This window comes from Enterobacter sp. BNK-18 (assembly GCF_047456135.1).
Lineage (GTDB): Bacteria > Pseudomonadota > Gammaproteobacteria > Enterobacterales > Enterobacteriaceae > Enterobacter > Enterobacter ludwigii.
The window spans coordinates 1,441,904-1,468,680 of sequence record NZ_CP179899.1 but is presented as its reverse complement, the minus strand read 5'-3'; the positions used below and the strand labels follow the sequence as shown (position 1 = coordinate 1,468,680).

The 26,777-nt window shown below is 52.6% G+C and carries 25 protein-coding genes and 1 pseudogene; 10 read left to right on the top strand and 16 right to left on the bottom strand.

Annotated features, from left to right (window positions below; all coding sequences use genetic code 11):
- Positions 1-87: 87 nt before the first annotated feature.
- Positions 88-1,011 (top strand): LysR family transcriptional regulator, encoded by a 924-nt coding sequence (locus ACMGG3_RS07010; protein ID WP_032680987.1) that lies wholly within the window; start codon positions 88-90, stop codon positions 1,009-1,011.
- On the opposite strand, the gene ACMGG3_RS07005 is transcribed toward ACMGG3_RS07010, so the two are convergent.
- Both ACMGG3_RS07005 and ACMGG3_RS07000 read right to left on the bottom strand, forming a co-directional pair.
- Complete coding sequence (locus ACMGG3_RS07005) at positions 998-2,458, bottom strand: Cu(+)/Ag(+) sensor histidine kinase (protein WP_414149731.1); 1,461 nt, start codon at positions 2,456-2,458, stop codon at positions 998-1,000. The genes ACMGG3_RS07010 and ACMGG3_RS07005 overlap by 14 nt on opposite strands.
- Positions 2,448-3,131 (bottom strand): copper/silver response regulator transcription factor, encoded by a 684-nt coding sequence (locus ACMGG3_RS07000; RefSeq protein ID WP_414149730.1) that lies wholly within the window; start codon positions 3,129-3,131, stop codon positions 2,448-2,450. The genes ACMGG3_RS07005 and ACMGG3_RS07000 overlap by 11 nt, the downstream gene beginning before the upstream one ends.
- A gap of 190 nt (positions 3,132-3,321) precedes the next feature.
- Between ACMGG3_RS07000 and ACMGG3_RS06995 the strand changes: the two genes are divergently transcribed.
- The 5 genes from ACMGG3_RS06995 to ACMGG3_RS06975 all read left to right on the top strand — a co-directional run bounded on the left by ACMGG3_RS06995 (position 3,322) and on the right by ACMGG3_RS06975 (position 10,022).
- A complete protein-coding gene (locus ACMGG3_RS06995) occupies positions 3,322-4,707 on the top strand; it encodes an efflux transporter outer membrane subunit (RefSeq protein ID WP_176587219.1) in 1,386 nt (461 codons plus the stop codon).
- A gap of 33 nt (positions 4,708-4,740) precedes the next feature.
- Positions 4,741-5,082 carry a cation efflux system protein CusF gene (cusF, locus tag ACMGG3_RS06990; RefSeq protein ID WP_014170083.1) on the top strand — a complete coding sequence of 114 codons (342 nt, stop codon included), beginning with the start codon at positions 4,741-4,743 and terminating at the stop codon, positions 5,080-5,082.
- Between the two features lie 11 nt (positions 5,083-5,093).
- Positions 5,094-6,344, top strand: a complete 1,251-nt coding sequence (locus ACMGG3_RS06985; protein ID WP_414149729.1) for an efflux RND transporter periplasmic adaptor subunit — start codon at positions 5,094-5,096, stop codon at positions 6,342-6,344.
- Positions 6,345-6,354: 10 nt separating this feature from the next.
- Complete coding sequence (silA, locus tag ACMGG3_RS06980) at positions 6,355-9,489, top strand: Cu(+)/Ag(+) efflux RND transporter permease subunit SilA (RefSeq protein ID WP_414149909.1); 3,135 nt, start codon at positions 6,355-6,357, stop codon at positions 9,487-9,489.
- Between the two features lie 221 nt (positions 9,490-9,710).
- Positions 9,711-10,022 (top strand): Silver-binding protein, encoded by a 312-nt coding sequence (locus tag ACMGG3_RS06975; protein ID WP_414149728.1) that lies wholly within the window; start codon positions 9,711-9,713, stop codon positions 10,020-10,022.
- Positions 10,023-10,178: 156 nt separating this feature from the next.
- Here ACMGG3_RS06975 and ACMGG3_RS06970 read toward each other — a convergent pair whose 3' ends face one another.
- From ACMGG3_RS06970 to ACMGG3_RS06950, 5 genes are all read right to left on the bottom strand, one after another.
- Complete coding sequence (locus ACMGG3_RS06970) at positions 10,179-11,381, bottom strand: serine hydrolase domain-containing protein (protein WP_414149727.1); 1,203 nt, start codon at positions 11,379-11,381, stop codon at positions 10,179-10,181.
- Between the two features lie 77 nt (positions 11,382-11,458).
- Positions 11,459-12,190, bottom strand: a complete 732-nt coding sequence (locus tag ACMGG3_RS06965) for a putative quinol monooxygenase (protein WP_406767143.1) — start codon at positions 12,188-12,190, stop codon at positions 11,459-11,461.
- A 29-nt stretch (positions 12,191-12,219) separates the two neighbouring features.
- Positions 12,220-13,239: an aldo/keto reductase gene (locus ACMGG3_RS06960; protein WP_370977320.1), complete on the bottom strand. Its 1,020-nt coding sequence runs from the start codon at positions 13,237-13,239 to the stop codon at positions 12,220-12,222.
- An 18-nt stretch (positions 13,240-13,257) separates the two neighbouring features.
- Positions 13,258-13,815 carry an NAD(P)H-dependent oxidoreductase gene (locus ACMGG3_RS06955; RefSeq protein WP_063156419.1) on the bottom strand — a complete coding sequence of 186 codons (558 nt, stop codon included), beginning with the start codon at positions 13,813-13,815 and terminating at the stop codon, positions 13,258-13,260.
- Positions 13,816-13,909: 94 nt separating this feature from the next.
- Positions 13,910-14,212, bottom strand: a complete 303-nt coding sequence (locus tag ACMGG3_RS06950) for a hypothetical protein (RefSeq protein WP_063156418.1) — start codon at positions 14,210-14,212, stop codon at positions 13,910-13,912.
- A 139-nt stretch (positions 14,213-14,351) separates the two neighbouring features.
- On the opposite strand from ACMGG3_RS06950, the gene ACMGG3_RS06945 reads away from it, so the two are divergent.
- Positions 14,352-15,251: a LysR family transcriptional regulator gene (locus ACMGG3_RS06945; protein ID WP_414149726.1), complete on the top strand. Its 900-nt coding sequence runs from the start codon at positions 14,352-14,354 to the stop codon at positions 15,249-15,251.
- A 49-nt stretch (positions 15,252-15,300) separates the two neighbouring features.
- Here the strand turns inward: ACMGG3_RS06945 and ACMGG3_RS06940 are convergent, their stop codons facing one another.
- From ACMGG3_RS06940 to ACMGG3_RS06930, 3 genes and pseudogenes are all read right to left on the bottom strand, one after another.
- Entirely contained in the window at positions 15,301-15,885 is a 585-nt protein-coding gene (locus ACMGG3_RS06940; RefSeq protein WP_414149725.1) for a hypothetical protein, read from the bottom strand.
- Between the two features lie 15 nt (positions 15,886-15,900).
- Positions 15,901-16,866 (bottom strand): hypothetical protein, encoded by a 966-nt coding sequence (locus ACMGG3_RS06935; protein WP_063924941.1) that lies wholly within the window; start codon positions 16,864-16,866, stop codon positions 15,901-15,903.
- Between the two features lie 344 nt (positions 16,867-17,210).
- Positions 17,211-18,830: pseudogene (locus ACMGG3_RS06930) on the bottom strand (mechanosensitive ion channel family protein).
- A gap of 226 nt (positions 18,831-19,056) precedes the next feature.
- Here ACMGG3_RS06930 and ACMGG3_RS06925 point away from each other — a divergent pair.
- Positions 19,057-19,419, top strand: a complete 363-nt coding sequence (locus ACMGG3_RS06925) for a DUF4406 domain-containing protein (RefSeq protein WP_251884465.1) — start codon at positions 19,057-19,059, stop codon at positions 19,417-19,419.
- A 60-nt stretch (positions 19,420-19,479) separates the two neighbouring features.
- Here ACMGG3_RS06925 and ACMGG3_RS06920 read toward each other — a convergent pair whose 3' ends face one another.
- Entirely contained in the window at positions 19,480-20,253 is a 774-nt protein-coding gene (locus ACMGG3_RS06920; protein ID WP_020884137.1) for a DeoR/GlpR family DNA-binding transcription regulator, read from the bottom strand.
- Positions 20,254-20,339: 86 nt separating this feature from the next.
- Between ACMGG3_RS06920 and ACMGG3_RS06915 the strand changes: the two genes are divergently transcribed.
- Together ACMGG3_RS06915 and tam are read left to right on the top strand one after the other, a co-directional pair.
- Complete coding sequence (locus ACMGG3_RS06915; protein ID WP_121339677.1) at positions 20,340-20,924, top strand: NUDIX domain-containing protein; 585 nt, start codon at positions 20,340-20,342, stop codon at positions 20,922-20,924.
- Positions 20,925-21,006: 82 nt separating this feature from the next.
- A complete protein-coding gene (gene tam, locus ACMGG3_RS06910) occupies positions 21,007-21,765 on the top strand; it encodes a trans-aconitate 2-methyltransferase (RefSeq protein ID WP_049022563.1) in 759 nt (252 codons plus the stop codon).
- A 6-nt stretch (positions 21,766-21,771) separates the two neighbouring features.
- Here tam and ACMGG3_RS06905 read toward each other — a convergent pair whose 3' ends face one another.
- The 5 genes from ACMGG3_RS06905 to ACMGG3_RS06885 all read right to left on the bottom strand — a co-directional run bounded on the left by ACMGG3_RS06905 (position 21,772) and on the right by ACMGG3_RS06885 (position 26,761).
- On the bottom strand, positions 21,772-22,962 hold the full coding sequence (locus ACMGG3_RS06905) for a cytochrome c biogenesis protein/redoxin (protein ID WP_307370727.1): 1,191 nt from the start codon (positions 22,960-22,962) through the stop codon (positions 21,772-21,774).
- 137 nt (positions 22,963-23,099) lie between these two features.
- Positions 23,100-24,398 (bottom strand): ATP-binding protein, encoded by a 1,299-nt coding sequence (locus ACMGG3_RS06900; RefSeq protein ID WP_414149724.1) that lies wholly within the window; start codon positions 24,396-24,398, stop codon positions 23,100-23,102.
- Positions 24,395-25,135 carry a response regulator gene (locus ACMGG3_RS06895; protein WP_025204193.1) on the bottom strand — a complete coding sequence of 247 codons (741 nt, stop codon included), beginning with the start codon at positions 25,133-25,135 and terminating at the stop codon, positions 24,395-24,397. Before ACMGG3_RS06895 ends, ACMGG3_RS06900 begins: the two co-directional genes overlap by 4 nt.
- Before the next feature lie 44 nt (positions 25,136-25,179).
- Complete coding sequence (locus tag ACMGG3_RS06890) at positions 25,180-26,175, bottom strand: alpha/beta fold hydrolase (RefSeq protein WP_032678150.1); 996 nt, start codon at positions 26,173-26,175, stop codon at positions 25,180-25,182.
- Between the two features lie 145 nt (positions 26,176-26,320).
- Positions 26,321-26,761, bottom strand: a complete 441-nt coding sequence (locus tag ACMGG3_RS06885; protein WP_014170062.1) for a GNAT family N-acetyltransferase — start codon at positions 26,759-26,761, stop codon at positions 26,321-26,323.
- Positions 26,762-26,777 lie beyond the last annotated feature (16 nt).

The following is a 26,777-nucleotide window of genomic DNA, read 5'->3' as shown; positions in this document are numbered from 1 at the left end:
CGAAACTATAATCATGGGATATACAAGGCGGAAGACGCAGCAGTTGCACTGTTCAGTTGCATACAACGCCTTATCTGAGGATGCATCATGTCCGATCCGGATTTTAATTTGCTTGTCGCCCTCGACGTCCTGCTGGCCGAAGCCAGCGTGGCGGGTGCTGCGCGGCGTTTAAACCTGAGTACGTCAGCCATGAGCCGTACCCTGAGCCGGCTGCGAGAGGTGACCGGCGACCCGATCCTGGTGCGGGCAGGGCGTAATATGGTGCTGACACCCTGGGCCGAGGCCACCCGGGAGCGAGCCAGAGGCGCCGTGTATGAGGCAAGAGCCGTACTGCAGCCCTCCACTGAAACGCTGAAGGTGGAAAACCTCGAGCGACTGTTCACCATCAGAGCCAATGATGGTTTTGTGGTTGCATTTGGCCCATTGCTGATTGCCGCCGTGGCCGAAGCTGCGCCCGATGTGTGTATACGGTTCTCGCCGAAGCCTGAGAAAACGTCACGCTATCTGCGGGAAGGGCTGGTTGACCTGGAAATTGGCGTGCAGAGCAACATGGGACCTGAAATACGCCTGCAGCGATTGTTTCAGGATCGGTTCATTGCCGCGGTGCGTAAGGGACATCCGCTGGCGGCACACCCCACGGTCAGCCTTCACGATTATGTTTCCTGGGGCCACGTGGTTGCCGCGCCCGACGGGTCGCTACACGGCTTTGTCGACGATGCGCTGGCAGAAGTGGGGATGAAGCGCAAAATTGCCAGCGTCGTGCCCGGTTTCCCGACGGCGCTATCCGTGGCGCTGGCGTCCGATCTGATCGCCATGGTTCCGGCATTGTATCTGCTGAACCAGCCGATGGCGCAGAGTGTGCATGTCTTTGAACTGCCGTTTAAAACCCGAACCATTACGGTATCGCAGATGTGGCACCCGCGAATGGAAAGGGATCCGGGGCACCGCTGGCTGAGAGAGAAAGTGCTGGACGTGTGTCGGGCTGTGCAGCAACCACTCAGTACTGGGTAACCCGCTTAGGCACGGACAAGATAAAGCGCGTCGACTGAGCATCCGATTCGACGCGGACTTTGCCATGATGCGCGGTGACAATTGACTTCACAATGGCAAGACCAATCCCGCTGCCTTCGCCTTTTCGCTGCCTGGAAGGATCCACCCGGTAAAAACGGTCAAACAGCCTGGGTAGATGTTCTTGCGGGACAGGTTTCCCGGGGTTGGCAATCATCAGCTCAAAATCGTTTTCCCGTTCGGCGATTGAGACGGTTACCGTCTTGCCTTCCGGCGTATAGCGCAGGGCATTGGATAACAGGTTGTTGATTGCGCGTCTGAACATCTGCGGATCGCCTTCGATCAGGCAGGGCATCCCGTGAAACGTCAGCGTGATATGACGTTCTTCCGCCCAGGCCTCGAAGAAATCAAAGACTTTAATGACCTCCGCGCTTAAATCAAACATCACCCTGTCCGGGATCAGCTGATTGTTATCCGCCTGCGCCAGGAACAGCATATCGCTGACCATCCGGGTCATCCGGTTATACTCTTCAAGGCTGGAGTAGAGGATATCTTCCAGCTCTTTCGGCGTCCGGTTCTGGCTGAGTGCGATTTCAGTCTGGGTCACCAGATTGGTGATGGGGGTTCTGATTTCGTGGGCGATATCGGCAGAAAAATTCGCCTGGCGGGTGAACACATCTTCAATCTTTTCAATCATATGGTTGAACGAAATCACCAGTTGCTCCAGTTCAACCGGAACGCGCGACGGTTCCAGCCTCGCATCGAGATTTTCAGAGGTGATATTTTTAATGGCATTGCTGACGTTACGCAGCGGCAGGTGTCCCTGACGGACCGCGATTCGAATGATAAGAATAATCAGCAGGCTGATCACCACGGCAATCGCAATCAGGTTCTTTTTCAGCGCATCGAGGTAATGGAGGTGGAAATTAATTGAAAGCCCGATCAGCATAACGTAATTCTGCGCTTTTCCCTGCAGCGTTGCCGTGCCTGACGAGGCGATAATCCGGTACGTGTCACTTTTCATCTCAGCGCCGGAATGACTCTGCAGGGTGGGGGCATCTACCGTCCAGAGAAACACATCCCGTGCCCGACTGTGCGTGCTGAACGCCGCCGTGTTCACGGCAGGGCGTAACGCTGCCCCCTGCGCCGTACTGAACAACACCTCTCCACGCGCGTCGAGAAGCAGAACCGCAACGTTGCGATAGCTGGCAATTGACTCTTTGATTTTACTGATTTTCTTCTCGTCCGGATCTGCCGGGGACTGCAGGATACGGTGCATCGCGGTACTGATTTGCTGCAGATCGTTGATATCCTGCTCGGCAAAATGCTTTTCAACGGAGTGCAGCATAAACCAGGTGAAGGCGAAAAATGCCAGTATCGTGGAGAGGCTGATAAAAAACGTCAGCCTCAGGGCTAATGAAAAAGGGCGTCCGGGTAATTTAACGCGCATCCGGTGCCTCCAGCATGTACCCCACGCCGCGGACCGTCTGGATCAACTTCGGCTCATAATCATTGTCTATTTTCGCGCGAAGCCGTTTGACGGCGACATCAATCGCGTTGGTGTCACTGTCAAAATTCATGTCCCAGACCTGGGATGCAATCAGGGAGCGGGGCAGCACTTCCCCCTGGTGTCGCATAAAAAACTCCAGCAGGCTGAACTCTTTGCTGGTCAGCAGGATGCGATTCCCCGCGCGGCTCACCTTTCTGGACACGAGATCAATCATCAGATCAGCCACCTGAAACTGGCTTTCAGTGATCACCGTATTGCCCCGTCGCAGAAGCGTCCTGACGCGGGCGAGAAGCTCCGCAAAGGCAAAGGGTTTGATCAGGTAATCATCCGCGCCCAGTTCAAGACCCTTCACCCGGTGTTCAATAGTGCCAAGGGCTGAGAGTAACAGAACCGGCATTCCCTTCCCGGCAGAACGTAGCATGCGGATGATATCCCAGCCGTTCACGTCGGGAAGCATGATATCCAGAATCAGGAGGTCATACTCGGCGGTCATGGCGAGATGACATCCGGTCAGGCCATTGTCAGCGTGGTCCACCACAAACCCCGCCTCAGTCAGCCCCTTGCTGAGGTACTCCCCGGTTTTTATCTCGTCTTCAACGATCAGTATTTTCATCTTGCTCCCCTGACTGGCTGCTCTGGACATTCTAGAGAGCCTCAAACCGTTATCAATGACTTACGTTAAGAATGACAACATTGTCATTATCCTGTCACCAGGCAAACAGGAAGCACGCTGTAGAGTAACCCTGTTAATACTCTGGACTTCATTTGAAACATTTACCAGGCCTGCCTGGACGAGAAGCGTGATGTGCACATTAAAACGACTTAGCATTAGCACAATATTTTTCCTGGCGGGCTGCGTCTCGCTGGCACCAGAATATGCGCGTCCGCCAGCACCGGTTCCGCAGCAGTTCTCGTTATCCCGAAATAGCCTCACGCCGGTGGTGGCGGGGTATCACGACAGCGGATGGCGTAGCTTTTTTACCGATCCTCAGGTCGCAGCACTGATCGCCGAAGCCCTGAATAACAACCGTGATTTAAAAATGGCCGCCCTCAAGGTTGAAGAGGCGCGTGCGCAGTTCAACGTGACGGATGCCGACCGGTATCCGCAGGTGAATGCCTCGTCAGGTGTAACCTACAGCGGTGGGCTGAAAACGGACAAGCCGACCACACAGCAGTACGACGCAGGGTTGAACCTCAGTTACGAACTCGATTTCTTCGGCAAACTCAGGAATATGAGTGATGCTGACAGACAGAACTATTTTGCCAGCGAGGAGGCTCGCCGTGCCGTGCATATCCTGCTTGTCTCCAGCGTGTCGCAGAGCTATTTCAGCCAGCAACTGGCCTACAAACAACGTCGTATTGCCCGCGATACGCTAAAGAACTATCAACAATCCTGGGCTTTTGTTGAACAACAGCTGGTAACGGGCAGCACCAACGTTCTGGCACTTGAACAGGCCCGGGGGCAGATTGAAAGTACCCGTGCAGAAATAGCGAAAAGAGAAGGCGAGCTGGCTCAGGCCAATAATGCCCTGCAGCAGGTTCTGGGAACCTATCGCGCGCTGCCGGCAGAGAAAGGAGGCAGCGTCGATGAGATTTCCCCCGTCAAACTGCCGCCTCGTCTGCCGTCAGAAATATTGCTTCAGCGCCCGGACATTATGGAAGCGGAGTATCAACTGAAAGCGGCTGATGCCAATATTGGCGCGGCGCGCGCCGCCTTTTTCCCGTCCATTACGCTAACCAGCGGGCTTTCAGCAAGCAGTACGGAATTATCCAGCCTCTTCACCGCAGGAAGCGGGATGTGGAATTTTATTCCGAAAATTGACATTCCTGTTTTTAATGCCGGAAGGAATAAAGCCAACCTCAAACTGGCTGAAATTCGCCAGCAGCAGTCAATCGTCAATTACGAACAAAAAATTCAGGCGGCTTTTAAACAGGTCGCCGACGCGCTCGCATTGCGGGACAGCATCAGTCAGCAACTCGACGCCCAGCAGCGTTATCTTGATTCGCTACATATCACCCTGCAGCGAGCCAGAGGTTTATATTCCAGTGGCGCGGTCAGTTACATTGAAGTGCTCGATGCTGAACGTTCTCTTTTTGCAACACAACAAACCATTCTCGACCTTATCTATTCCCGACAGGTGAATGAAATTAACTTATTCACCGCGCTGGGTGGCGGTTGGGTTGAGTAATTCCTTTTAATTACTCCATCAGGAAATCAAAAAATGAACAGTTTATTTAACGCGGTCGTACTGGGTGCACTCTCCGTTATATTTTCTGCAGGCCTGCATGCTGAAACACATCAGCACGGGGAGATGAGCACAGCAGCACAAGCCACGCCAGAGCAGGTTATCGCGGGAACCGGCGTGGTGAAAGCGGTTGATCTGAGCACTAAAAAAATCACTATCGCGCATGATGCTATTCCAGCGATTGGCTGGCCCGCCATGACCATGCGTTTCACCTTTGTCCAGGCAGACGAAACTATTCTCGCCTTAAAAGCCGGCAGCCACGTTAATTTTACGTTTGTTCAGCAGGGCAATATCTCTTTACTCAAGAGCATTAAATAGCGAGAAAAAGCATGGCCTCTTTAAGAATAAAGTTTGCTGCCGTCATCATCGGCAGCCTTATTGCAGGAGGGCTGATTTCAGTTATCGCCTGGCAGTCGGTGCATCCCGCAGAAAAAACAGAACAGACCACGACGGAGAGAAAAGTTCTTTTCTGGTATGACCCGATGAAGCCGGATACCCGGTTTGATAAACCCGGCAAGTCTCCGTTTATGGATATGGATCTGGTGCCGAAATATGCCGATGAAAATGACGAAAAAAGCAGTGAGGGTATTCGTATTGACCCGACGCAGGTTCAGAACCTGGGACTCAAAACGCAGAAAGTGACGCGGGGAGCGCTGAATTACGCCCAGACCATACCGGCCAACGTCAGTTATAACGAATATCAGTTTGTCATTGTGCAGGCGCGTTCTGAGGGTTTCGTTGAGAGAGTGTACCCACTGACCGTGGGCGATCATGTTAAAAAAGGGACGCCGCTTATCGATATCACCATTCCGGAATGGGTAGAAGCGCAAAGCGAGTTCCTGTTGTTATCGGGTACCGGCGGAACCCCAACCCAGATAAAAGGTGTTCTGGAGCGACTACGTCTTGCCGGCATGCCGGAAGAGGATGTTCAACGACTGCGTGCGACCCGGAGTATCCAGACCCGTTTTACTATCAAGGCCCCTATAGATGGCGTGATTACGGCGTTTAACCTGCGCGCGGGCATGAACATTACCAAAGATAATGTGGTGGCACAAATTCAGGGGATGGATCCGGTCTGGATCAGTGCGGCCGTGCCGGAATCCATTGCGTATCTTCTCAAAGACAGCTCGCAGTTTGAAATTTCAGTGCCCGCGTATCCGGATAAATCGTTTGCCGTTGAAAAATGGAACATTCTCCCCAGCGTGGATCAAACTACCCGCACGCTGCAGGTCCGTTTGCAGGTCTCCAACCAAGACGAAAGCCTGAAACCCGGCATGAACGCCTACCTGAAACTGAACGCCAGGAGCCAGGAGATGCTGCTGATCCCATCCCAGGCCGTGATTGATACGGGCAAAGAACAGCGGGTGATTGTGGTCGATGCGGAAGGGCGTTTTGTGCCGAAAAGCATTCATGTTCTGCATGAATCTCAGCAGCAGTCCGCGATTGGCAGCGGACTGAGCGAAGGCGATGCTGTCGTGGTCAGCGGTCTGTTCCTGATTGACTCCGAAGCCAATATTAGCGGTGCGCTGGAGCGCATGCGTCATCCTGAAAAAACTGACGACGTGCATTCGGGCCATTAAGGAGACGATGATGATTGAATGGATTATCCGGCGCTCCGTCGCCAACCGTTTCCTGGTGATGATGGGCGCTTTGTTTCTCAGCGTCTGGGGAACATGGACTATCATCAATACCCCTGTGGATGCATTGCCCGATCTCTCTGATGTACAGGTGATCATAAAAACCAGCTATCCCGGTCAGGCCCCGCAGATTGTTGAAAATCAGGTCACGTATCCGCTCACGACAACCATGCTGTCGGTACCCGGCGCAAAGACCGTGCGTGGTTTTTCCCAGTTTGGTGACTCCTATGTTTATGTCATTTTTGAAGACGGTACTGACCTCTACTGGGCCCGCTCACGCGTTCTGGAATACCTGAATCAGGTGCAGGGCAAATTGCCTGCCGGTGTAAGCTCAGAAATAGGACCAGATGCCACCGGTGTCGGCTGGATATTTGAATATGCCCTGGTGGATCACAGCGGAAAACACGATCTTGCAGAACTGCGTTCCCTTCAGGACTGGTTCCTGAAATTCGAACTGAAAACCATCTCTAACGTCGCGGAGGTTGCGTCAGTAGGCGGCGTGGTTAAGCAGTATCAGATTCAGGTTAACCCGTTGAAGCTGGCGCAGTACGGTGTCACGCTGCCCGACGTTAAACAGGCTCTCGAATCATCTAACCAGGAAGCAGGGGGATCATCCATTGAAATGGCGGAAGCGGAGTACATGGTCCGCGCCAGCGGTTACCTTCAGTCCATTGATGATTTCAATAATATCGTCCTGAAAACGGGCGAGAACGGCGTGCCGGTTTATCTGCGCGATGTGGCACGCGTGCAAACGGGCCCGGAGATGCGGCGCGGCATTGCAGAACTTAACGGCCAGGGCGAAGTTGCTGGTGGCGTCGTGATCCTGCGCTCGGGGAAAAACGCACGTGAAGTCATTACCGCAGTGAAAGACAAGCTGGAGACGCTGAAAGCCAGCCTGCCAGAAGGTGTCGAGGTGGTGACCACCTACGATCGCAGCCAGTTAATTGACCGCGCCATTGATAACCTGAGTAATAAACTCCTTGAAGAGTTTATCGTGGTAGCCATCGTCTGTGCGCTGTTCCTCTGGCATATCCGCTCTGCGCTGGTGGCGATCGTTTCTCTGCCGCTTGGCCTGTGCATTGCCTTTATCGTCATGCATTTCCAGGGGCTAAACGCCAATATTATGTCTCTGGGCGGGATTGCCATTGCCGTGGGGGCGATGGTGGATGCCGCCATTGTGATGATTGAAAATGCGCATAAACGGCTGGAAGAGTGGGATCATCAACACCCAGGGGAGCAGATAGACAACGCAACCCGCTGGAAGGTCATTACCGATGCGTCCGTTGAAGTGGGCCCGGCGCTGTTTATCAGCCTGCTGATCATCACCTTGTCGTTCATCCCCATTTTCACGCTTGAGGGACAGGAAGGGCGCCTGTTTGGGCCGCTGGCCTTCACGAAGACGTATGCCATGGCGGGCGCGGCCGCGCTGGCAATCATCGTCATTCCTATACTGATGGGGTTCTGGATCAGAGGGAAAATCCCCGCGGAGACCAGCAACCCGCTGAACCGACTGCTGATTAATGCCTATCATCCGTTATTGCTTCGCGTGCTCCACTGGCCGAAAACGACCTTGCTGATTGCGGCGTTAACTATTTTTACGGTCATATGGCCGCTGAGTCAGGTCGGGGGGGAATTTCTGCCAAAGATCAATGAGGGCGACCTGCTGTACATGCCTTCAACGTTACCTGGCGTATCGCCGGCAGAAGCTGCCGCGTTATTGCAGACGACAGACAAATTAATCAAAACCGTCCCTGAAGTGGCGTCCGTATTTGGTAAGACCGGTAAGGCCGAAACGGCGACCGACTCCGCGCCACTGGAAATGGTCGAAACCACCCTTCAGCTCAAACCTGAAGATCAGTGGCGACCAGGAATGACGATTGACAAGATCGTTGATGAGCTGGATAAGACCGTGCGTTTGCCCGGCCTGGCTAACCTCTGGGTACCGCCGATCCGTAACCGTATAGATATGCTCTCCACCGGCATTAAAAGCCCAATCGGTATCAAGGTGTCTGGCACCGTTTTGTCTGATATTGATGCCACTGCACAACGTATCGAAGCGGTGGCTAAAACCGTGCCGGGCGTGGTTTCAGCACTGGCAGAACGTCTGGAAGGCGGACGCTACATCGATGTGGATATCAACCGGGAGAAAGCCTCCCGATACGGAATGACGGTGGGTGATGTGCAGCTGTTTGTCTCATCAGCCATCGGTGGCGCAACAACCGGCGAGACGGTTGAGGGCGTAGCCCGTTACCCGATCAATATCCGCTACCCTCAGGATTACCGAAACAGCCCACAGGCACTGAAACAGATGCCCATTCTGACGCCCATGAAACAGCAAATTACCCTGGGCGATGTCGCTGATATTCGTGTCGTTTCCGGACCTACCATGCTGAAAACGGAAAATGCCCGTCCTGCCAGCTGGATTTATATTGATGCCCGTGGCAGGGATATGGTGTCGGTTGTGAACGACATTAAAACCGCTATCAGCCAGCACGTAAAATTAAGACCGGGCACCAGTGTCTCTTTCTCCGGACAGTTTGAATTGCTGGAGCACGCCAATAAAAAACTGAAACTGATGGTGCCGATGACGGTAATGATCATATTCATTTTGTTATATCTGGCATTCCGTCGTGTTGATGAGGCACTGCTTATTCTGATGAGTCTGCCATTCGCCCTGGTCGGCGGAATTTGGTTCCTGTACTGGCAGGGCTTCCATATGTCCGTGGCGACCGGAACCGGCTTTATTGCCCTGGCCGGGGTGGCAGCAGAGTTTGGCGTGGTGATGCTGATGTACTTGCGTCATGCCATTGAAGCCCATCCGGCGCTTGCCCAGCGGGAAACCTTTACCGCGGAAGGGCTCGATGAAGCCCTTTATCAGGGGGCGGTACTCCGCGTGAGACCGAAAGCAATGACCGTAGCGGTTATCATTGCCGGTCTGTTGCCCATCCTCTGGGGAACCGGTGCGGGCTCAGAAGTCATGAGTCGGATAGCCGCGCCGATGATTGGAGGAATGATTACGGCTCCGCTGTTATCCCTGTTCATTATTCCGGCCGCCTACAAATTAATCTGGCTGCGAAGACATAAATAAACGCGCGACGATATTAAAAGGACACGCTGGAGTGTCCTTTTTTATGCGTATGGGGGAGAGGGTTATTCCCCGTATGGCCCAGTGACAGAAATGTCATCAGCCCGTCACGGGATAAACAGAGGTCGGTTTTTATAATCAATGATAATTCAGACGCCGATGCATTTATCTCTGACTTTTCATTCAGCGATATTGCAGAGCATGTAAACTTAGGAGATTCGACCATGAAAAAGATCCTGTTATCCATTGTCACCATTATGGCTGTCACATCATCTGGCTGGGCAGCAGAAACGATCAACATGCACGACCAGGTTAATAACGCTCAGGCAACTGCGCATCAAACCATGGCTGAGATGCACAAGAAAATGCCCAAAGCTGGCCCCTGTAATACTACTCCCGAATCGGCAAAGTCTTTCTCCGCGATGAATGAGCATGAGAAGGCCGCCGTTGTGCATGAAACGGTGAACAATGGGCAGTCTTTTGTTATTCACCAGCAACAGGCAGAGAAACATCGCCGTATGAATCAGGCGAATTAACTGGCGCGTGGTGGATGTCACGGCTATACGCCCCTCGAGTGAGGGGCGTTTTCAGCATCTTTTAGAAGGTCGCAGTAAGAATGCAGCCACCGCTGAGCAGTATCATGCCGATACGGAGAAGCGCTGCTGTTGGTTTGCAGACATGACCAGGCGAGGTTACAGCGCGCGAGAATGTTCTTCTCTCTGGCTATCGTTTTTCGCCATATCCATTAATAGTGCGATACCAATATAGTTACTCCAGTTAAACGCATTTTGAAGCACGACTACCGCATTGCCTTTTTGTTTATCGAAACCGATAAAGCTTGAGTAGCCGCCAATATAGCCGACCTGATAAGTAATTTTTTCCAGACCGATAAAGTCGGTGGTCCAGGCAATACCCTGTACACCGTCGGGGCGTTGAATATCGGTATTACTGACTTCAGCAAAGACACTATCCAATAAGCGATTGTCGGTAGTCGCCACGTGATAGCGGGCATACGCGGCCAGATCTTCGGCGTTACTGTATAAACTCGCTGCCGCTACCATGTTGTTGGAAAAATGCCAGTCGGGCGTCAGCTGCCCGCGCGGGATGAATTTGGGCTGATCGCCAGCGTGGCCAAGCGCACGCTGCGGGTATCCCTTTAACGTCTGGGGAGTAAAACTACTGTTAGCCATTTGCAGCGGTTGAAAAATATAGCGCGAGGCTAAACTCTGAATATCTTCGCCGGTTTTGTGTTTCAGGATATAGCCGATCAGGGCATAGCCGGTATTAGAGTATTGCGGCATTTTATGCTGCGGTGCATGCCAGTTGGCTAAATAGCGCAATACGTTATCGCTATCCAGTTCGCCATAAAAGTTATCGCCACTGCTTAAATAGCTGATGAATTTTCCCAGCATCGGAACATCCATATTCTGACGGGGCAGGCCAGAGGTGTGGGTCACCAGTTCCAGTATAGTAATTTTTTGTGCATCTGCGCTTAAGGGCGTACCCGGTGGCAGCAATGTCGCCAGGTTATCGTTCCAACTCAGCCTTCCTTCGTTCACCAGACAAGCCACCACTTCCGCCGTAATCCCTTTGCTGAGCGAACCGAGGGCAAACAAGGTATTGGACCCGATCGGGTAGCGATTGGCCGCATCGGTTACGCCCCAACTGTAAAACTGCGGAGAACCGTAATTATGGATCACCGCAACCGTCATCCCGGGAACGGATTTTTGCGCCATATAGTGACGGACCACGCTATCAACGTCGCCGTCCAGCGATTTATGGGTGAGGAGTTCCTGTGTTCCTGCCGGGGAGGACATTTGCGAGAGGGTGCCACAACCGCTCAGTGACGGGATAACAAGCAGAAGCCAGCGAAATTGTTGAGTTATGTTCTGCATACCTGTCATGTGTGGTGGTCATTAGAGCGCCCGGAATGTATCACACCTGGCCTGCGTAAACGCCATTTTTCTACGCTTTAGCCGCCAGGGGCGATTTCTGCGGTTATCCCGCCTTTATTACGCAGAAATAGTGGTTTGACAGGAATAGACGTTTTACGGGTACTCATGTGCGCCGTTTGCTTTAGATAATCCCTAAAGTGCAGCGTCTGTCTGTGGAGTTGATAATCTTCCTCACTGGCGTAAATCTCATAGAAATACCAGCGGTGGGGATCATCTACGTCTGTCGCGGCATACATGGCAAGCACGCCTTTTTCTATGTTGAGCGACTGAGCCATTTCAGGAAGGACAATGTTTTTGAATTCGGTCTGATATTCCGGCTTCACCTCGACTACCACCAGATTATTGATGGTCCGCTCATCGGGTATGATGTGTTTGTCCCCTGTAAATTGCGGCACCAGTGTGATTTTCAGCTTCCGATCAATCATATCAGGTGCTTGAGTAACAAACGCTTTGTATGGAGAGGCATCCAGATGTTTGCGGTAGGCCAACTCGCTTGCATAAAGCTCAACCATATATGCCTGACGCGCATTGTCACTGCGTTTCAGCGCGTACATCGCCAGCGTGCCCACTTCATGATCAACCGAAGCGGTGATTGTTTGCCTGGCAACCTCATCAAAATGCCTGTCCCGATCGGGCGTGATGCTTATCTCAACGATATTCATCACGGGCGTATCCTGTATGCCCTGACTTTTTGCAAAGGCAGGGCTACTTATTAGCAGGTAAGCTAAAAACATGAGACTCTTTTTCATGATGATCCTTTTTCTAAACCAGAAACAGGCTACCGCGTCCAGACCTGCTTAACGTCTTTGGTATGCGGCGTATTTTGCGCCATAACCCCCGTCAGAAGGTGGGGCTGATAGCATTCTTCCAGATAGCGGATCGCCTCCGGGCTCAGCTGCAGACTCACGGCGTTTACCGCACCTTCGACATGACGTTTTTGCGTGGCACCAACAATGGGTGAGGTGACCCTGGTCAGTAGCCAGGCGAGTGATATTTCCGTCATGGATACCTGATACTGTTCGGCAAGCTCGGCAACGCGTTCGATAATGATCCGATCTTGTTCTGCCGTCCGGTCATACTTCCCGCGGGCGTAGTCATCCTCGACGGCTCGCCGCGTGTGGCCTTCTTTACGGGAGAGACGGCCGCTTGCCAGCGCGCTATAGGGCGTCAACGCGATCCCATCCTCAGCGCATAAACCGAAGAGTTCACGTTCATCTTCACGCATAATCAGGTTGTAGTGACTCTGCATGGAAACAAAGGGCGTCAGCCCTTCGCGTTCTGCAAGCGCGTTCGCCTTAGCCAGCTGCCAGGCGTAGCAGTTTGAGATCCCTATAGCGCGCACCTTGCCGGCAGTAACGGCGGCATGCAGCGCTTCAAGCACCTCAAGAACGGGCGTGTTGTAATCCCAGATGTGGTAAATGTAGAGGTCTATGTAGTCCATACCCAGATTTTGCAGACTCAGATCCAGCGAGCGGGCTATTGCCTGTTTTCCGCTGATCCCCTCGGCAATTTGCGCGGGCGTCCGCGGCAGAAACTTTGTAGCCAGCACCACATCATCGCGCTTCGCCATGTCACGCAATGCCCGGCCAACAAACCGTTCACTCGAACCGTTCTGATAGGCGATGGCGGTGTCGTAAAAATTGATGCCCTGTTCAAGGCCGTAGCGAATGATCTGCCGGCTTTCCGTTTCGTCCAGCGTCCAGCGATGCTGGCCTGTCAACGGATCGCCAAACCCCATGCATCCCATGCAGATGCGAGAGACAAGTAAGTCACTTTTACCGAGCCGGGTATACTGCATCGTTATTCTCCTTCCGAATTATTCACCAATAGCGTTAAGCAGGTCGACAAGCCTTGACGCGTGCTCCCGGGCAAGCGTTTTTTGCTGGGCGATTTTCTCGGCATCCCTGTCGGCGTAGCTGATACCGCAGGTATAAATCGGTGCCAGCATCTCAAGATTGCACAGCCTTGCCGTCGTCTCGAAGGCAATGAGATACTCCTCAATGGTGTGGCCAAAGAAACCGTCAGCGGTGTAAAGCGCTTGCGGTGCCCCCGTTGTGAAGGAGAGAACCAGCTTTTTACCACCCAGTTTCGCCGTGGAACCATGCGCGAAACCGTGAACAAAAACTTCATCCAGCCACTGTTTCATGAGTCCCGGGAGTCCGTACCAGGAAAAAGGGAACTGCCAGACAATCACATCGGCCCTGAGCAGGCTTTCCTGCTCCGCTCCGATATTGAATTTGCCGTCCGGATAGAGCCAGTCCAGACGACGAATTTCAGCGTCGGGCAGGGCTGTCGCCACCTCGTCAAGGATGGTGGCGTTGGCGACAGAATGGTTAAGTTCTGGATGTCCGGAAACGATAAGGATATTTTTCATTTCAATCAGTTATGCAGAATTGATGGATGTTTAACTCAGGCGTGTTTTCAGATGCAGCGTCTTAAAAAGACAGGACGTCAGCCACGCCGTGCTTTTAGTTTTTAAATTCTTCTGAGAAGAGATTTTCCCAGTTAATAAAGGAGCCAAGAGGAATGCACTCGAAGCTTAATAAGCCTGCTTTCGCCAGAGGGAATTCGGCCATTACGTTCATCGCTTCCTCGACAGCGTCACATTCAAGGAAAATAGCGACGCCGGGTCTGTCCTGACGAAAGTAGATGTCGCGGATGACGCCGGATTTATACAGTCCCCAGGCGTGCAATGCTTCAGCAGTAAGGTGCGGTGCATATTTTTCCGGCGATGTACCCGCGGCGGGAATATCCAGACATAAAATTCGCATCAGTCGCTCCAGTAATCAGTTTTCAGTGAGAAGAGCAGAAAGTATAAGAGCCTCTATGTATGAAGATAAGGCGAGCATTGACTTAAGCATCTTTAGTCTGTACTTAATAATCAGGCGGTAATTGCTTAAGGAAAATGCTATGAATAACGCTCTTTATAATCAGATCCGCATCTTTCAGAGCATTGCGCGTGAAGGAAATATCTCGGCAGCCGCGAGGAAACTTGAAATCACGCCGCCATCCGTCAGCAATGCGCTTAAGTTGCTGGAAGAGCATATTGGTCATCCGCTTTTTGTGCGCACGACCCGGCGTATTGAGCTGACCGAAACCGGGCAACAGTTGCTGGAACAAACGGCCGCCGCGGTGGATTCGCTGGAAAAATCGCTGGAAAGCATTCGCGATCGGAGTCAGGAACCCTGTGGTGTGGTAAGAATTACGCTCTCGCGTTTCGCCTATCTGTTAATTCTCAAGCCTGCAATGGCTGCGTTCTGTCAGCAATACCCAAGGATTCAACTGGAAATTTCGGTCTTCGACGGTACCGTGAATATTATCGAGGAGCGTTTTGATCTGGGGATTCGTTTTGGCGATATTCTGGAGGGTGGGGTGGTAGCACGACCGTTAATGAAACCGTTTCGTGAAGGGTTATACGCATCCTCTGCCTATCTCGCTGAACAGGGTATGCCTGAGGTGCCGGCAGATCTCAGTCATCACCGATTGATTGGTTACCGTTTTATCACTAACAACCGCATCCTTCCGTTGATCCTGAACGATCGCGGAGAACAGTTAACCGTTGAGATGCCCGGACAGTTAATCAGCAACGATATTGACGTTATGGCAGACGGAATTCGTAACGGGCTGGGAATTGGGCGCTTGTTCGAACCCATCTGGCGGTTACAGCCAGATCGGGAACAATTTGTACCTGTGATGGAGAGCTTCTGGAAAACCTATCCGCCAGTGTATCTCTATTACCCGAAAAATGCGGGGAAAACAAAAAGGGTGAAAGCCCTGATTGATTTTTTGATCTCCGCGACCGAGCGATAAGGTTGCGCAGGCACAGGGCGAAGTCCCGCCAGTAGTGGCGGGAATGTGTTTAACGCTGCATGTTATTGCGTGTCTGGCGGATTTGCTGGCGCCAGGCGCGATTATGAAGGGTAAATAGCAGCATCTTATAGAAGGAAGGAGATCGTATACAGAAACCGCTGAGCAGCAACATGACAACACTCACCAGTGCGGCTGTTAAATTGACGCCTGGCCAGATGGTGCCGCTCAGAGCTGCAAGCAGATAAACTACCGTCAGCAGAAGGCTTATGAATGCCAGAGAAAGATGTACCCGCACGGCGCGAATGCTGCCTTTACCCATCATAAACATCGTCAGACCGTTGATGCCGGCGAACAGAAGGGAAATCAACACTACCCACACAAATACCTTTTCTGCCGGCTGATTGAGTGCGGCGAATACGCCGTAGCCCAACCATAGCTGCGGAATAGCAAAACTGACAATCACCCCGAGGGTGCTGATTGCCGCAGGGATGCCCATAGTGTGTAGCCCCACGGGCTTACCCATCTGCTGGTCCAACTGCGTTTTCAGTTCTTGCAACTGTGAAGCGTTGGCATTATTTATACGTACCGCTATGTCATTACAGTGTTGTAGACGACGGGATAGCTCTTTAAGCATTTGAATACTCTACGCTTAATTTGGGGAAAATGACTGTAATAGTCCTACCACATAGCGCCCAGACTTGACTGTGTTCTGTGGATTTCGAATGGTGCCCGTAAGTGAACTACCAACAAATGCCGAGGCATTGGTTACCGCATTAACCAACTCACGCTGCAGTGATTTTTGCAATGATTCGCTGGGGAATCGTTTCGGATAAACACCTGCACGAATTGCAGCCTTAACTCCGGAACTGGAGATGCCAGGATTCTGAGCTTTGATGATTTCTTCTGTAATTCGTTTTCTCTCAGCACGACTAAGGCTCTGGAACCAAGTTATAACTTTACTTGAGGAAGCCGCTTTCATCAGCTTGTAAGTTTCTAATGTACCTTTCAGTGCCGTTCCAGCAGCAGCCAGCGAAATAACATCCAAGACTGTAGAAGTGGCAATATACCAGTCCTGGCTGTCCAGCCAAGCAACATCGGATCCGTGATCGTTATTAATAGCCAGCAGTCTGCCAGCTCCAATCATGCACTGCGCACCGGTCGCGAGTGCACCTGATAGACTAATTGCAGCTATTACCCCGGATCCTCCCGCAGTCATTGGTACTGCCGCACCGGCACCAAACGCCATGACCAACGTTACGATCATCGCACCACAGGCAAAACCAGTTGAGGTAATTTCAGTGGCCAGTGACGGCGCTGTGAGAGCAGCAACAACGGCTTTTTCTGCACTGTGTTGCTTGATATCCGGCACTTTACTTATCACCACATGGCTCACGGTGCTCTGATTAGCATCCGCGATACGGCGGGAAGGGCGTACAAGCCAGCGTTGTCTACCATCGTCAAAAATAATACCGACGTTGTAAAAATTTCGCATGCAGTCCAGCTGTTCAGCCAGTTTTTTAAAATCGATATCTGCACCTGTCTGATTACCGAGACTGCGAGAAAGGTCGTAACCAGGTAAAGTGTTGTCAGGTGAAGGTTGACCAGGGAGGTTCATCAGAGAACTCCTTCGTTCCATGAGGGCAAATGACGCTTTTGTGGACTGCCTGAATATTCAAACGGCAAGCAGAGTAATTTTATGATTTCGATGATAGCAGTGTTAAAACTTTGATCCAATATCTGGGGGCCAGCCAGAATAGGTAGGAATTAGAAAAGGGTAGGATTGCGTAATGAGTGTTGCCCAAGAATGGATCATAATAGTCAATTTAACATAATATACATTATGCGCACTTACATAGATTAAGGCAGAATCTGGCTTTTTATGGTCATCCTTGTTCTGGTGTTTGACAGCCTCTAATGCACCTTATCTGCTCCGAATCCTCTAAACCTGCATAGCCATCTTCACTCACGCTGTTTATTCTCTGGCTTCTCTGCCGGCGCTGCATACCAGTTATCTTCCGTCACGACGACCGCGCCTTCTGGTTGCATCACAAAGTTTGGCGACATGATTTGTACATTAAACTCGTTGAAGACATCCTGAATATTGCTGTGCAGTTCATTGCGGGCCTCCGCCAGTGATTGCCCGGCACGCAGCTTCACCTGAAGTTCATAAGCAATATACCAGTCCATCAAACTCAGTTGTCTTACCAGCGGCTGTTGTGACTGATCGATACATTTCGCCCGTCTGGCGGCAATCTCCAGCATGGCATGAACTTGCCGCCATGGCGTGTCGTATCCGATAGTGACACCTGTCGTCAGGTTCACGCCACCATCTGGATTTTGCGCGCTGAGATTAGTGATTTTGCCGCTAACTACGACAGCATTCGGTACGGTTACAACGTAATTCTCCCGCGTAATGATTTTCGTCGCGAGCATACCTATCTCGGTAACCAACCCTTCGTTATCCGCGACCCGAATGATGTCGCCTTTTCTCAAGGCTCGCGAGTAAATCAGTACCAGGCCACTCATGGCATGGTTCATCACCCCGGCAGATCCCAGGGTCAACATTAGCCCAAAGAACACACTGATACCTTTAAAGGCCAGTGAATTGGCCCCGGGTAAAAACGGGTATGCCGCGGACAGAGCAAATAACCATACCACCACAGAAATTAACTTCCGCGTCGCGCCGACGGTTTCAGGATGGATCCCGGGAAGGTGTAAACGCCCTGCTTCTACCTGATTTAACAAGACTTTAAGGAGTTTTAGAATGAAGGCTGTGATAAGAAAAATAATCAGGACGATTAAAATGCCCGGCATAGCCGAGACAATGGACAGTGCGATATCCCGCAGAACACGCATGGTCCAGTCACCCAGCGATGCTCCCCAAACGCGCGTCCAGGGAAACAGACTGAATGACCAACTTAGCCAGATGTAAAGCCCGAGAATACCCAGAATAATCATCAGCAAAGCATACAAACGAGTCTCAATCGCGCCGACAAACCTGCGCCAGCGTTGTGGAATGATACTGCGGTTCTCAAGAATGCGGCCTCGGTAAAAACGCCTTACTCCACGCCATGACCGCCAGGCACCGTACTAGAAAACAAACAGTGCCAGCAGCCCTGCGGCCGTTTTGCCTGCCGATAATGCCAACCACCCGGCGTCATATTGATCGCGAAGCGCCGTACGTTGTGCCTCCATTCGGGTCAGCACACGTTGAGCAGCTTCATCAAGCGTCAGGTCGTCACCCTCATCGAGATCGGCTTGTGCCAGTAACATCACCGGCTTGCCGTTCATCACAATCAGTCTTCCCGGTTGGTTGTAACGGGTAACCGGAATAATTTTCAGGGGCTCCCGAACATCCTGTTGAGAGAAATTGCGCAGCGTATTACGAATGCGCAAAACTCGCTCTTCAGGCGTGGTCAGACCGAATTTTGCCTGCAGCATAACTATCGGCTGATGGAAAATATAAACCGTTCTGGCGCGCTCCCGATCTGTCGGCTCCTGGCGCGGCTCTGCGGCTACGCTGAGAAAGGAGATTACCGAGAGCAAGCATGACAATGTAACGAGCAGGATCCTCTTCATTTCCACCCCCTGAAACGCAAGATTATTGTTATTTTTCAATACGCCCAGAGAATGGCTGATCTCTGCTTTTTGAGCATAGACCAGCTCGACTCTTCTGCAACTGTCTTAAAAAAACCATAATGCACAATATTGCTTGAAATTGCACGAAATTGGCGACTAATATGAAGCCAGAAACGAAAGACGCACAAACGTGCAAACTCATGCATTTTTACTTACTGAGGTTGATATGACACAACAGTTGATTTTAATCGCCGGCCCCTATCGTAGCGGCACCGATGGCGTGCAGGCGCGCATTGATGAAAACCTTGCTCGTCTTGAAAATGCGGCGTTAGCCGTCTATCAACGTGGTCACGTTCCGGTTATTGGCGAATGGCTGGCCTTACCGTTGGCAAAAGCGGCTGGCTCGAAATCGATGGGTGATGAAATCAGTGAAGCAATGCTGTATCCCGTCGCGCACCGACTCATTGCGAAATGTGATGCTCTCTACCGGATTGCCGGCGCGTCCAAAGGGGCCGATATGGACATTGAGGTGGCGCAAACACTGGGGCTTAAGATTTACACTGCGCTTCAGGATATCCCTCAGGTTTGATGTGGCCTGCCAGCCTGTCGGCTTACCGACAGGCCGGATCATAAAGGCTTTTCGCGTGGGTTATGCCTTTTCCGGTTCAGAGGTCATCACCACGGAAACCCCCTTTTCTTTTACCGCGTTAATCCAGGCGCTATCGGTATCGTCTTCAACGACAATCGTGTTCACCAGCGACAGATCGCCAATCACAAAAGATGAAGCGGTATTGATTTTTTCGGGGGAAGCCAGCACAACCGTTTCGGCGGCTCTGCCGGAAAATGCACGTTTGATACTCGCCTCTTCAAAATCACCGGTCGTCAGGCCCGCATCAGGATGGATGCCAGTTACTCCCATAAAGAACAGGTCCGCATGGATTTTTTCGATGCCTTCGATAGCAGCCGCGCCGACCGCAACAATAGAGTGTTTATACAGACGGCCACCGATCAGGATAACCTCAATGGAGGGATGTTCGACAAGTCCCAGCGCAATGCCAGGGCTGTGCGTGACCACGGTTATCTTCAAATCAGGAGGCAGAAACGTAATCAGCTCTGACGTGGTCGTGCCGCCGTCAATGATCACCACCTGGCCGTCAGAAATCAGCTGCGCACCTTTACGGGCGACATTTTTCTTGGCATCCATCTTTACCGATTTACGCTCAGCAAACGGGGCAATGGCCGAGGATGACGGCAGCGCCCCGCCGTGAACACGCTGTAAACGCCCTTCTGCCGCCAGCTCGCGTAAATCACGCCGAATGGTGTCTTCAGACACCGCGAAAAGCGTGCTGAGCGCTTTCGACTGGACCTGACCTTCAGCCTCGAGCTTTTCAAGGATCAATTGTTTTCGCTGCGTTGTGAGCATAAGGAATTCCTGATATTGCACGTTTAATCTTGAAACTGCACGACCATGCTGTTTATGATAATTACTCTACGTAAGGAGGAACAAACGTGCAATCAAAACGTGCAGATGTACGCATCATAGAAAGTGAAACACTGTCTGATAACTGGTACATCCTGAAAAAATATACCTTTGATCTACAGCGACGCGATGGCGAATGGCAGCGGCAAAATCGCGAAGTTTACGACCGGGGAAACGGAGCCACCATCCTGCTTTATAACCGGGATAAAAAGACGGTGATCCTGACCCGCCAGTTCCGCTTCCCTGTCTTTATTAACGGGCACGAAGATGACCTTATTGAAGCTGCTGCGGGCTTGCTCGATAACATGGATCCGGAAAGCCGGATTAAAGCAGAAGCGGAAGAAGAGACCGGCTATAGCGTTTCCCGCGTTGAGAAAATTTTTGAAGCTTACATGAGCCCGGGCTCCGTCACTGAAAAACTCTATTTTTATCTCGCCGAATACCAGCCGAAAGACAGAACCAGTGAAGGCGGTGGACTCAAAACGGAGGGTGAGGATATCGACGTACTGGAAATGACGCTGGAAGAGGCACTGCGCGGCATTGAAACGGGCAGGATTGTCGACGGGAAAACCATCATGCTGCTTTATCATGTTGCCCTGAAAGGCATTCTGTAATTGCCGCAGGACAGACACCTGCCGCAGTGCAGGTGTCTGCGTGTGCTATTCTTGCTGAAGTATGCACAACGGAGATGCAAAGATGGCTGACTGGAACCCTTCCCTGTACCTGCGATACGGAGCCGAACGTACGCGGCCCGCCGCTGAATTGCTCGCCAGAATTCCCCTGGATGACGTGTCATCCATCGTCGATCTGGGCTGCGGGCCTGGAAACAGTACGGCGCTGTTAAAACATCGCTGGCCTTCAGCGCACGTCACAGGGGTCGATAACTCACCTGCGATGCTCGACGAAGCCCGCAGCGCCTTACCGGATTGCCACTTTGTTGAGGCCGATATCCGCCAGTTTAAGCCCGGCCAGCCGCTGAGCCTGATTTACGCCAATGCCTCGTTGCAGTGGGTGCCCGACCACTACGATCTCCTGCCGCACCTGGTCTCTCTGCTCACGTTAAATGGCGTACTGGCCATTCAGATGCCTGACAACTGGCTTGAGCCCACTCATGTGGCGATGCGTGAAGTTGCCTGGGAGCAAGGTTATCCTGACCGGGGTCGTGAAGCCTTGCCCGGCGTGCATGCCTATTACGACATTCTGACAGACGCCGGTTGTGAAGTGGATATCTGGCGGACAACCTATTTCCATAAAATGAGCTCACACCAGGCCATCATTGACTGGGTAAGCGCGACCGGTTTACGTCCGTGGCTGCAGGAGCTTAATGAGAGCGAGCAGAAACGTTTTCTCAAGCGCTACCATGAAATGCTGGAAGAGCAGTATCCGCTCCAGGAAAACGGGCAGATACTGCTGGCTTTTCCACGGTTGTTTATCATTGCTCAACGTCAGCCCTGAGCAACGTTATGAGCGGGCCTCTTTAAGCAGCTGCTGGATAACTTTTTCCTGTTCTTCATAGTTACCTTCGCCAAAAGAGGTATAACGTAACTGCCCTTTGGCATCGAAATAGTAATGTGCCGGCCAGTACTGGTTCCCGAAGGCGTTCCAGATCTGGTAGTTATTATCCGTCACGACCCGATACGGCAGTTGCCATTTGTTCACCGCGTTTTTCACCGACGAGAGCGGTTTTTCCCACGGATATTCAGGCGTATGCACGCCGATGACCACCAGACCCTGGGACTGATATCGCGTGGCCCAGTCGCGGACATGCGGGAGCGTATGCTGGCAGTTGATACAGTCCCAGGTCCAGAAATCAATCAGGACGACTTTACCCCGCAATGATTCAGACGTGACAGGGTCACCATTAATCCACCCGGTACCTCCACTTAACGAAGGCAACTGACTGCTGGGTTCGGTCATTACGACCGGCTGCAGTTTTACTGGCGCAGAGGCGGGCTTCGCCAGGGTCAACAGCGTCGTTTCAAGACGGTCTGCCACCCCATTTGCACCCTTCAGCACCGAGTTCATCCCCGTGGCGTTGAACGCCACAGCCGCTAACATCACCACGCCCGCCCCCTTGCGCAACCTTTCCATCAGCGCTGATTTGGCCCGCAGCGGTGCCATCAGTTTCCGACCGCCGGCCATAAGCAGGCCCAACATAAGCGCACATCCGCTGCCATACGCCGCCAGCAGCGCGCCGGTGGTGATGGCCGAATGACCCGCAATATTGATACTGAAAATAGCCCCGAGGATCGGTCCGGCACAGGGAGACCAGAGCAGACCGACGGCCAGTCCGGCCAGGAAAGCGGAAAACATTCCGCGCGTTTGTCCGCTGCGGGTGTTGAGGATATTGCCCGCGCTGACCGCAGGCCCGGCTATGCGCTGGGCGAAGGACGGGAAAATTAAGGCCAGCGCGGCTGTAGCCAGAATAATGAGTGCCAGCCAGCGCCCTATTATCGTGGCATCCGTGATCCATTCGCTGGCAACCGTGACAACCATCGCCACCACGGTAAACATCACGATCATCCCTGCCAGCAGAGCCAGGATATGTCTTCGCTGCCCCTGAAAACCGGCAAACAGAAGAGGTATCACCGGGAGCGTACATGGACTGAGCAGGCTTATCATCCCGCCCAGAAACGCGATTATCAAAAACATAAAAACCTCACATTACAGATGGCCTGCGACGCTGCAGTGAGGGTATTTCATCGTACGGATGTGTTTGGGATGTGTGCAAAACGGGACGATTTGTCTGCTCTCGTATCGGTCACGCCACCGGATACAAAACCGTACAATCAGCGACGCGGCAGCGTTACCGTGACCTTCAGCCCGCCTTCAGGAAGATTTGCCAGCCGCAGTTTCCCGTCAAGCTGCGCGGTCAGCTGCGCGGCAATCGCCAGCCCCAGGCCGGTTCCGCCGGTATCACGGTTACGCGATGTTTCTACCCGATAAAAAGGCTGTAATACCGCGTCGAGTTCAGCCTCGGGTATCCCCGGCCCGCCGTCCAGAATATGGATAGCAATGTGTCCGGCAGAAGAATCATCAATCTCAATAACGGCATAGCCACCAAACTTAAGCGCGTTATCCAGGAGGTTGGTCATCACCCGGCGAAGCGCCTGCGGCCGAGTCACTATCGGCAGGCGGGCGTCGTTTGCCTGAAACTGCACGTTTTTACCAATGTCCTGATAATCACAGGCAATGCTGTTTACCCAGGCATTGAGCTCCAGCTTTAGCGAGGTCTCTTCCAGGGATTCTGATGACCGGGCATAGGCAATCCCTTCCCGCACCAGACGGGTCATGTTATCGAGGTCGTTCAATAACTTGTCGCGTAACTCGGGTTGTTCGGCCATCTCGACGCGCAATTTCATGCGCGTGATGGGCGTCTGCAGGTCGTGAGAAATGGATGCCAGGATCTGCGCGCGTTCGCGAAGATAGGACTGAATGCGCGCCTGCATCGCGTTAAAGGCATGCGCGGCTCTTTGCACTTCTACCGGCCCTTTCTCCGTCATTGGGGTGTTTGCCGCCGGGTCCAGCGCGTCAACCGCACGGGTAAACTGAGAAAAAGGCCGAATCACCTGACGCACGGCGATCCAGGCACAGGCCGCAAGCAGCAGCAGCTGCAATACCAGCACGACAGGTAACCAGCTGGCGACCGGTGGCATGCGTGGTGTCAGATCGATGGTCAACGGTGCCCCATCACGTAAGGTGAGATGCGCCTGAATATGGGAAATGGGACCGGGAACGGCGGTAAACGTGAGCGGGTAGTCAGCCGTAAGGGTCTCTTTTAGCGTTCGAATGGCATCGCGTGAACGCTTATCCTCAGGCAGCGCGCCCGGTTCTCCAGGCCCGAGAATATAGCGATAGTTACCGCGCTCCAGCCGCGGCAGCCAGGCCGCCCGCTCCTGAGCGGGAAGTCGGTCAAGAATGGCCACGCTAGTGGCTACATCGTTTTCCAGATTACCCAGCATTACGGTACGGGCGCTGTGCATGCGTTCAACCATCACCAGCGTCAGGCTGAGAGTATTGGCCAGTAAGAGTCCAGCCAGCACGATGACCAACAGCCGGGACAGCAACGAGCGTGGCCAAAGCGTCATTCATTGGCCTCTTTTATGGTCACCGGCATTGTAAAGACATAGCCTTCACTGCGCACGGTCTTGATATAGGCCGGCGTGCGGGCGTCTTCATTCAGACGCTGACGCACCCGGCTCACCAGCAGATCAATCGATCGTTCAAAAAGCTCGGCATCGCGCCCCTGGGTCAGATTTAGCAGTTGATCCCGGGTCAGGACGCGCTGAGGGTGATCGAGGAACACGCGCAGCAGACGATATTCCGCCCCGCTGAGCGCCACTACCATCCCTTCACTGTCGATTAAATGACGGGCCACGGTGTCCAGTTGCCATTCACCGAACGTGACCAGTCGCCCGGCTTCCGTCACCTGTAAATTGGGGGGCATTGTGCGGAAACGACGTAAAATGGCTTTGATCCGCGCGAGTAACTCGCGTGCAACAAAAGGCTTCACGACATAATCGTCTGCCCCCATCTCCAGCCCCAGGATCCGGTCTGTTTCCTCGTTACGCGCCGTGAGCATCAGAATGGGCAAGTCTTTATGTTTACCGCTTCGGAGCTGACGGCACAGCGTTAATCCGTCATCGCCGGGCATCATGACATCCAGCACCACAAGATCGATATGCTGTTTATCAAGCACAACTCGCATCTCTTTGCCATTTGCCGCGCCAGAGGCGCGATATCCTGACTTAACGAGGTAATCGACAATCAGCTCACGAATATCCCTGTCGTCATCGACGACAAGGATATGATCAATATGCTCCACAGAAATCTCCAGAATGAAGGGTAACGTATTGAAAATAGCACATTTCAGAGTTTATCTGCGTCCACAACTGCGTTGACGAAATCCTGCGGATCTTCCTGCGGTGGGTTGTGACCTACGGTTTTGCCAAAGGTACGGTGTTCATACTTGCCGGTGAATTTCCCGGCGTAGGCCTGTGGTGCAGGATGCGGCGCCCCGTTGTTTCCGCCTTCGATGGTGATCGTCGGGACGGTAATATTCGGAAGCGTTGCCAGTTTTTGCTCATAACTGTCGTATTTGCGCTCCCCTTTTTCCAGTCCTAAACGCCAGCGATAGTTACTGAGCGTCACCGCGACATGGTCCGGGTTATCAAGGGATTTGGCACTGGCGTTAAACGTTGCATCACTAAATTTCCAGTCAGGTGATGCCTGCGACCAGATCAAACGGGCGAAGTCATGGGTGTTTTTGGCGTAGCCTTCAGCGCCACGTTCGGTGGCGAAATAGAACTGATACCACCACTGAACTTCTGCTTTCGGCGGTAAGGGTTGTTTGCCAATCTGCTGGCTGCTGATCAGGTATCCACTGACGGAGACCAGCGATTTAACGCGTTCTGGCCACAGCGCCGCGACGATGTCCGCCGTACGGGCACCCCAGTCGTATCCTGCAAAAACGGCCTGCTTGATGTTCAGGGCATCCATCAGGTTCACAACGTCTTTCGCCATAGCCGAAGGCTGGCCGTTACGCGGCGTTTTGTCTGAGAGGAAACGGGTAGTTCCGTAGCCACGCAGAGAAGGCACAATCACCCGATATCCTTTGGCAGCCAGCGCGGGAGCGACTTGCGCATAACTATGAATATCGTAGGGCCAGCCGTGTAATAAAATGATCGGTTGACCATTTTTCGGGCCGATGTCGACATAACCGACGTTAAGGTCGCCGGCGTTAATCTGCTGAGGATGATCAAACGCCGTCGCGAAATCAGTACCGGTTGCTTCGGCCTGACAGGACATGACGGTACCAAGAGAAACGGTTAACGCCAGAGTTGAGTATGCGAGTTTGCTGAACATGTTGTTATCTCCGATTGAGTACGATTCACGGGGATATAACAACATCGGTTTGTATAGCGGATATGTGCGAATGGGCCTTTATTGCAAGCCTGTGTATGTATCAGAGGCGTTGATACAATGTGATACAAACACAGGTCATTGCGTCTTAAAGCGAGACGCGATAACGAACGTAATCGTCGGCTTCGCCATATTGGTCGTAGAGTTTACGTGCCGGGTTGTTCTGCCGCGTGACCCAGTAAAGTTTTGACCACCCTTCGCGCTTGCCTTCGTCCATCAGGGCGTCAATGAGCGCTTTTCCAGTCCCTGCTCCCCGTTGGCTGGCAGCAACAAACAGGTCTTCCAGATAACAAACGGGCGCTGTCGACCAGGTTCCTTCGTGCAAAATACACATGGCGAAGCCGATGACGTTGCCGTCGCTTTCCGCAACCCGGCAAAACATCGATGATCGCTCGTCGAGCGCCCTTTGCCATGTCGCGGCTGTCACGGACTCATCGAGGACACAGTCATAAAAATGGGTGTAGCCGTCCCACAGCGGACGCCACTGTGAATAATCTTCTGCGCGTAAAGCTCTTACCGTAACAGCCATATATTCCTCATATTAC

What these genes read in the sequence shown, in the direction of transcription:
- ACMGG3_RS06995 (WP_176587219.1), top strand. Translation starts at nt 3,322, where the DNA reads ATGTGCACATTAAAACGACTTAGCATTAGCACAATATTTTTCCTGGCG.
- ACMGG3_RS06890 (WP_032678150.1), bottom strand. Translation starts at nt 26,175, where the DNA reads ATGTTCAGCAAACTCGCATACTCAACTCTGGCGTTAACCGTTTCTCTT.
- ACMGG3_RS06935 (WP_063924941.1), bottom strand. Translation starts at nt 16,866, where the DNA reads ATGAACCTCCCTGGTCAACCTTCACCTGACAACACTTTACCTGGTTAC.
- ACMGG3_RS06975 (WP_414149728.1), top strand. Translation starts at nt 9,711, where the DNA reads ATGAAAAAGATCCTGTTATCCATTGTCACCATTATGGCTGTCACATCA.
- tam (WP_049022563.1), top strand. Translation starts at nt 21,007, where the DNA reads ATGGCTGACTGGAACCCTTCCCTGTACCTGCGATACGGAGCCGAACGT.
- ACMGG3_RS07005 (WP_414149731.1), bottom strand. Translation starts at nt 2,458, where the DNA reads ATGCGCGTTAAATTACCCGGACGCCCTTTTTCATTAGCCCTGAGGCTG.
- ACMGG3_RS06985 (WP_414149729.1), top strand. Translation starts at nt 5,094, where the DNA reads ATGGCCTCTTTAAGAATAAAGTTTGCTGCCGTCATCATCGGCAGCCTT.
- ACMGG3_RS06920 (WP_020884137.1), bottom strand. Translation starts at nt 20,253, where the DNA reads ATGCTCACAACGCAGCGAAAACAATTGATCCTTGAAAAGCTCGAGGCT.
- ACMGG3_RS06960 (WP_370977320.1), bottom strand. Translation starts at nt 13,239, where the DNA reads ATGCAGTATACCCGGCTCGGTAAAAGTGACTTACTTGTCTCTCGCATC.
- ACMGG3_RS07010 (WP_032680987.1), top strand. Translation starts at nt 88, where the DNA reads ATGTCCGATCCGGATTTTAATTTGCTTGTCGCCCTCGACGTCCTGCTG.
- cusF (WP_014170083.1), top strand. Translation starts at nt 4,741, where the DNA reads ATGAACAGTTTATTTAACGCGGTCGTACTGGGTGCACTCTCCGTTATA.
- ACMGG3_RS06885 (WP_014170062.1), bottom strand. Translation starts at nt 26,761, where the DNA reads ATGGCTGTTACGGTAAGAGCTTTACGCGCAGAAGATTATTCACAGTGG.
- ACMGG3_RS06905 (WP_307370727.1), bottom strand. Translation starts at nt 22,962, where the DNA reads ATGTTTTTGATAATCGCGTTTCTGGGCGGGATGATAAGCCTGCTCAGT.
- ACMGG3_RS06900 (WP_414149724.1), bottom strand. Translation starts at nt 24,398, where the DNA reads ATGACGCTTTGGCCACGCTCGTTGCTGTCCCGGCTGTTGGTCATCGTG.
- silA (WP_414149909.1), top strand. Translation starts at nt 6,355, where the DNA reads ATGATTGAATGGATTATCCGGCGCTCCGTCGCCAACCGTTTCCTGGTG.
- ACMGG3_RS07000 (WP_414149730.1), bottom strand. Translation starts at nt 3,131, where the DNA reads ATGAAAATACTGATCGTTGAAGACGAGATAAAAACCGGGGAGTACCTC.
- ACMGG3_RS06950 (WP_063156418.1), bottom strand. Translation starts at nt 14,212, where the DNA reads ATGCGAATTTTATGTCTGGATATTCCCGCCGCGGGTACATCGCCGGAA.
- ACMGG3_RS06970 (WP_414149727.1), bottom strand. Translation starts at nt 11,381, where the DNA reads ATGCAGAACATAACTCAACAATTTCGCTGGCTTCTGCTTGTTATCCCG.
- ACMGG3_RS06945 (WP_414149726.1), top strand. Translation starts at nt 14,352, where the DNA reads ATGAATAACGCTCTTTATAATCAGATCCGCATCTTTCAGAGCATTGCG.
- ACMGG3_RS06955 (WP_063156419.1), bottom strand. Translation starts at nt 13,815, where the DNA reads ATGAAAAATATCCTTATCGTTTCCGGACATCCAGAACTTAACCATTCT.
- ACMGG3_RS06965 (WP_406767143.1), bottom strand. Translation starts at nt 12,190, where the DNA reads ATGAAAAAGAGTCTCATGTTTTTAGCTTACCTGCTAATAAGTAGCCCT.
- ACMGG3_RS06925 (WP_251884465.1), top strand. Translation starts at nt 19,057, where the DNA reads ATGACACAACAGTTGATTTTAATCGCCGGCCCCTATCGTAGCGGCACC.
- ACMGG3_RS06940 (WP_414149725.1), bottom strand. Translation starts at nt 15,885, where the DNA reads ATGCTTAAAGAGCTATCCCGTCGTCTACAACACTGTAATGACATAGCG.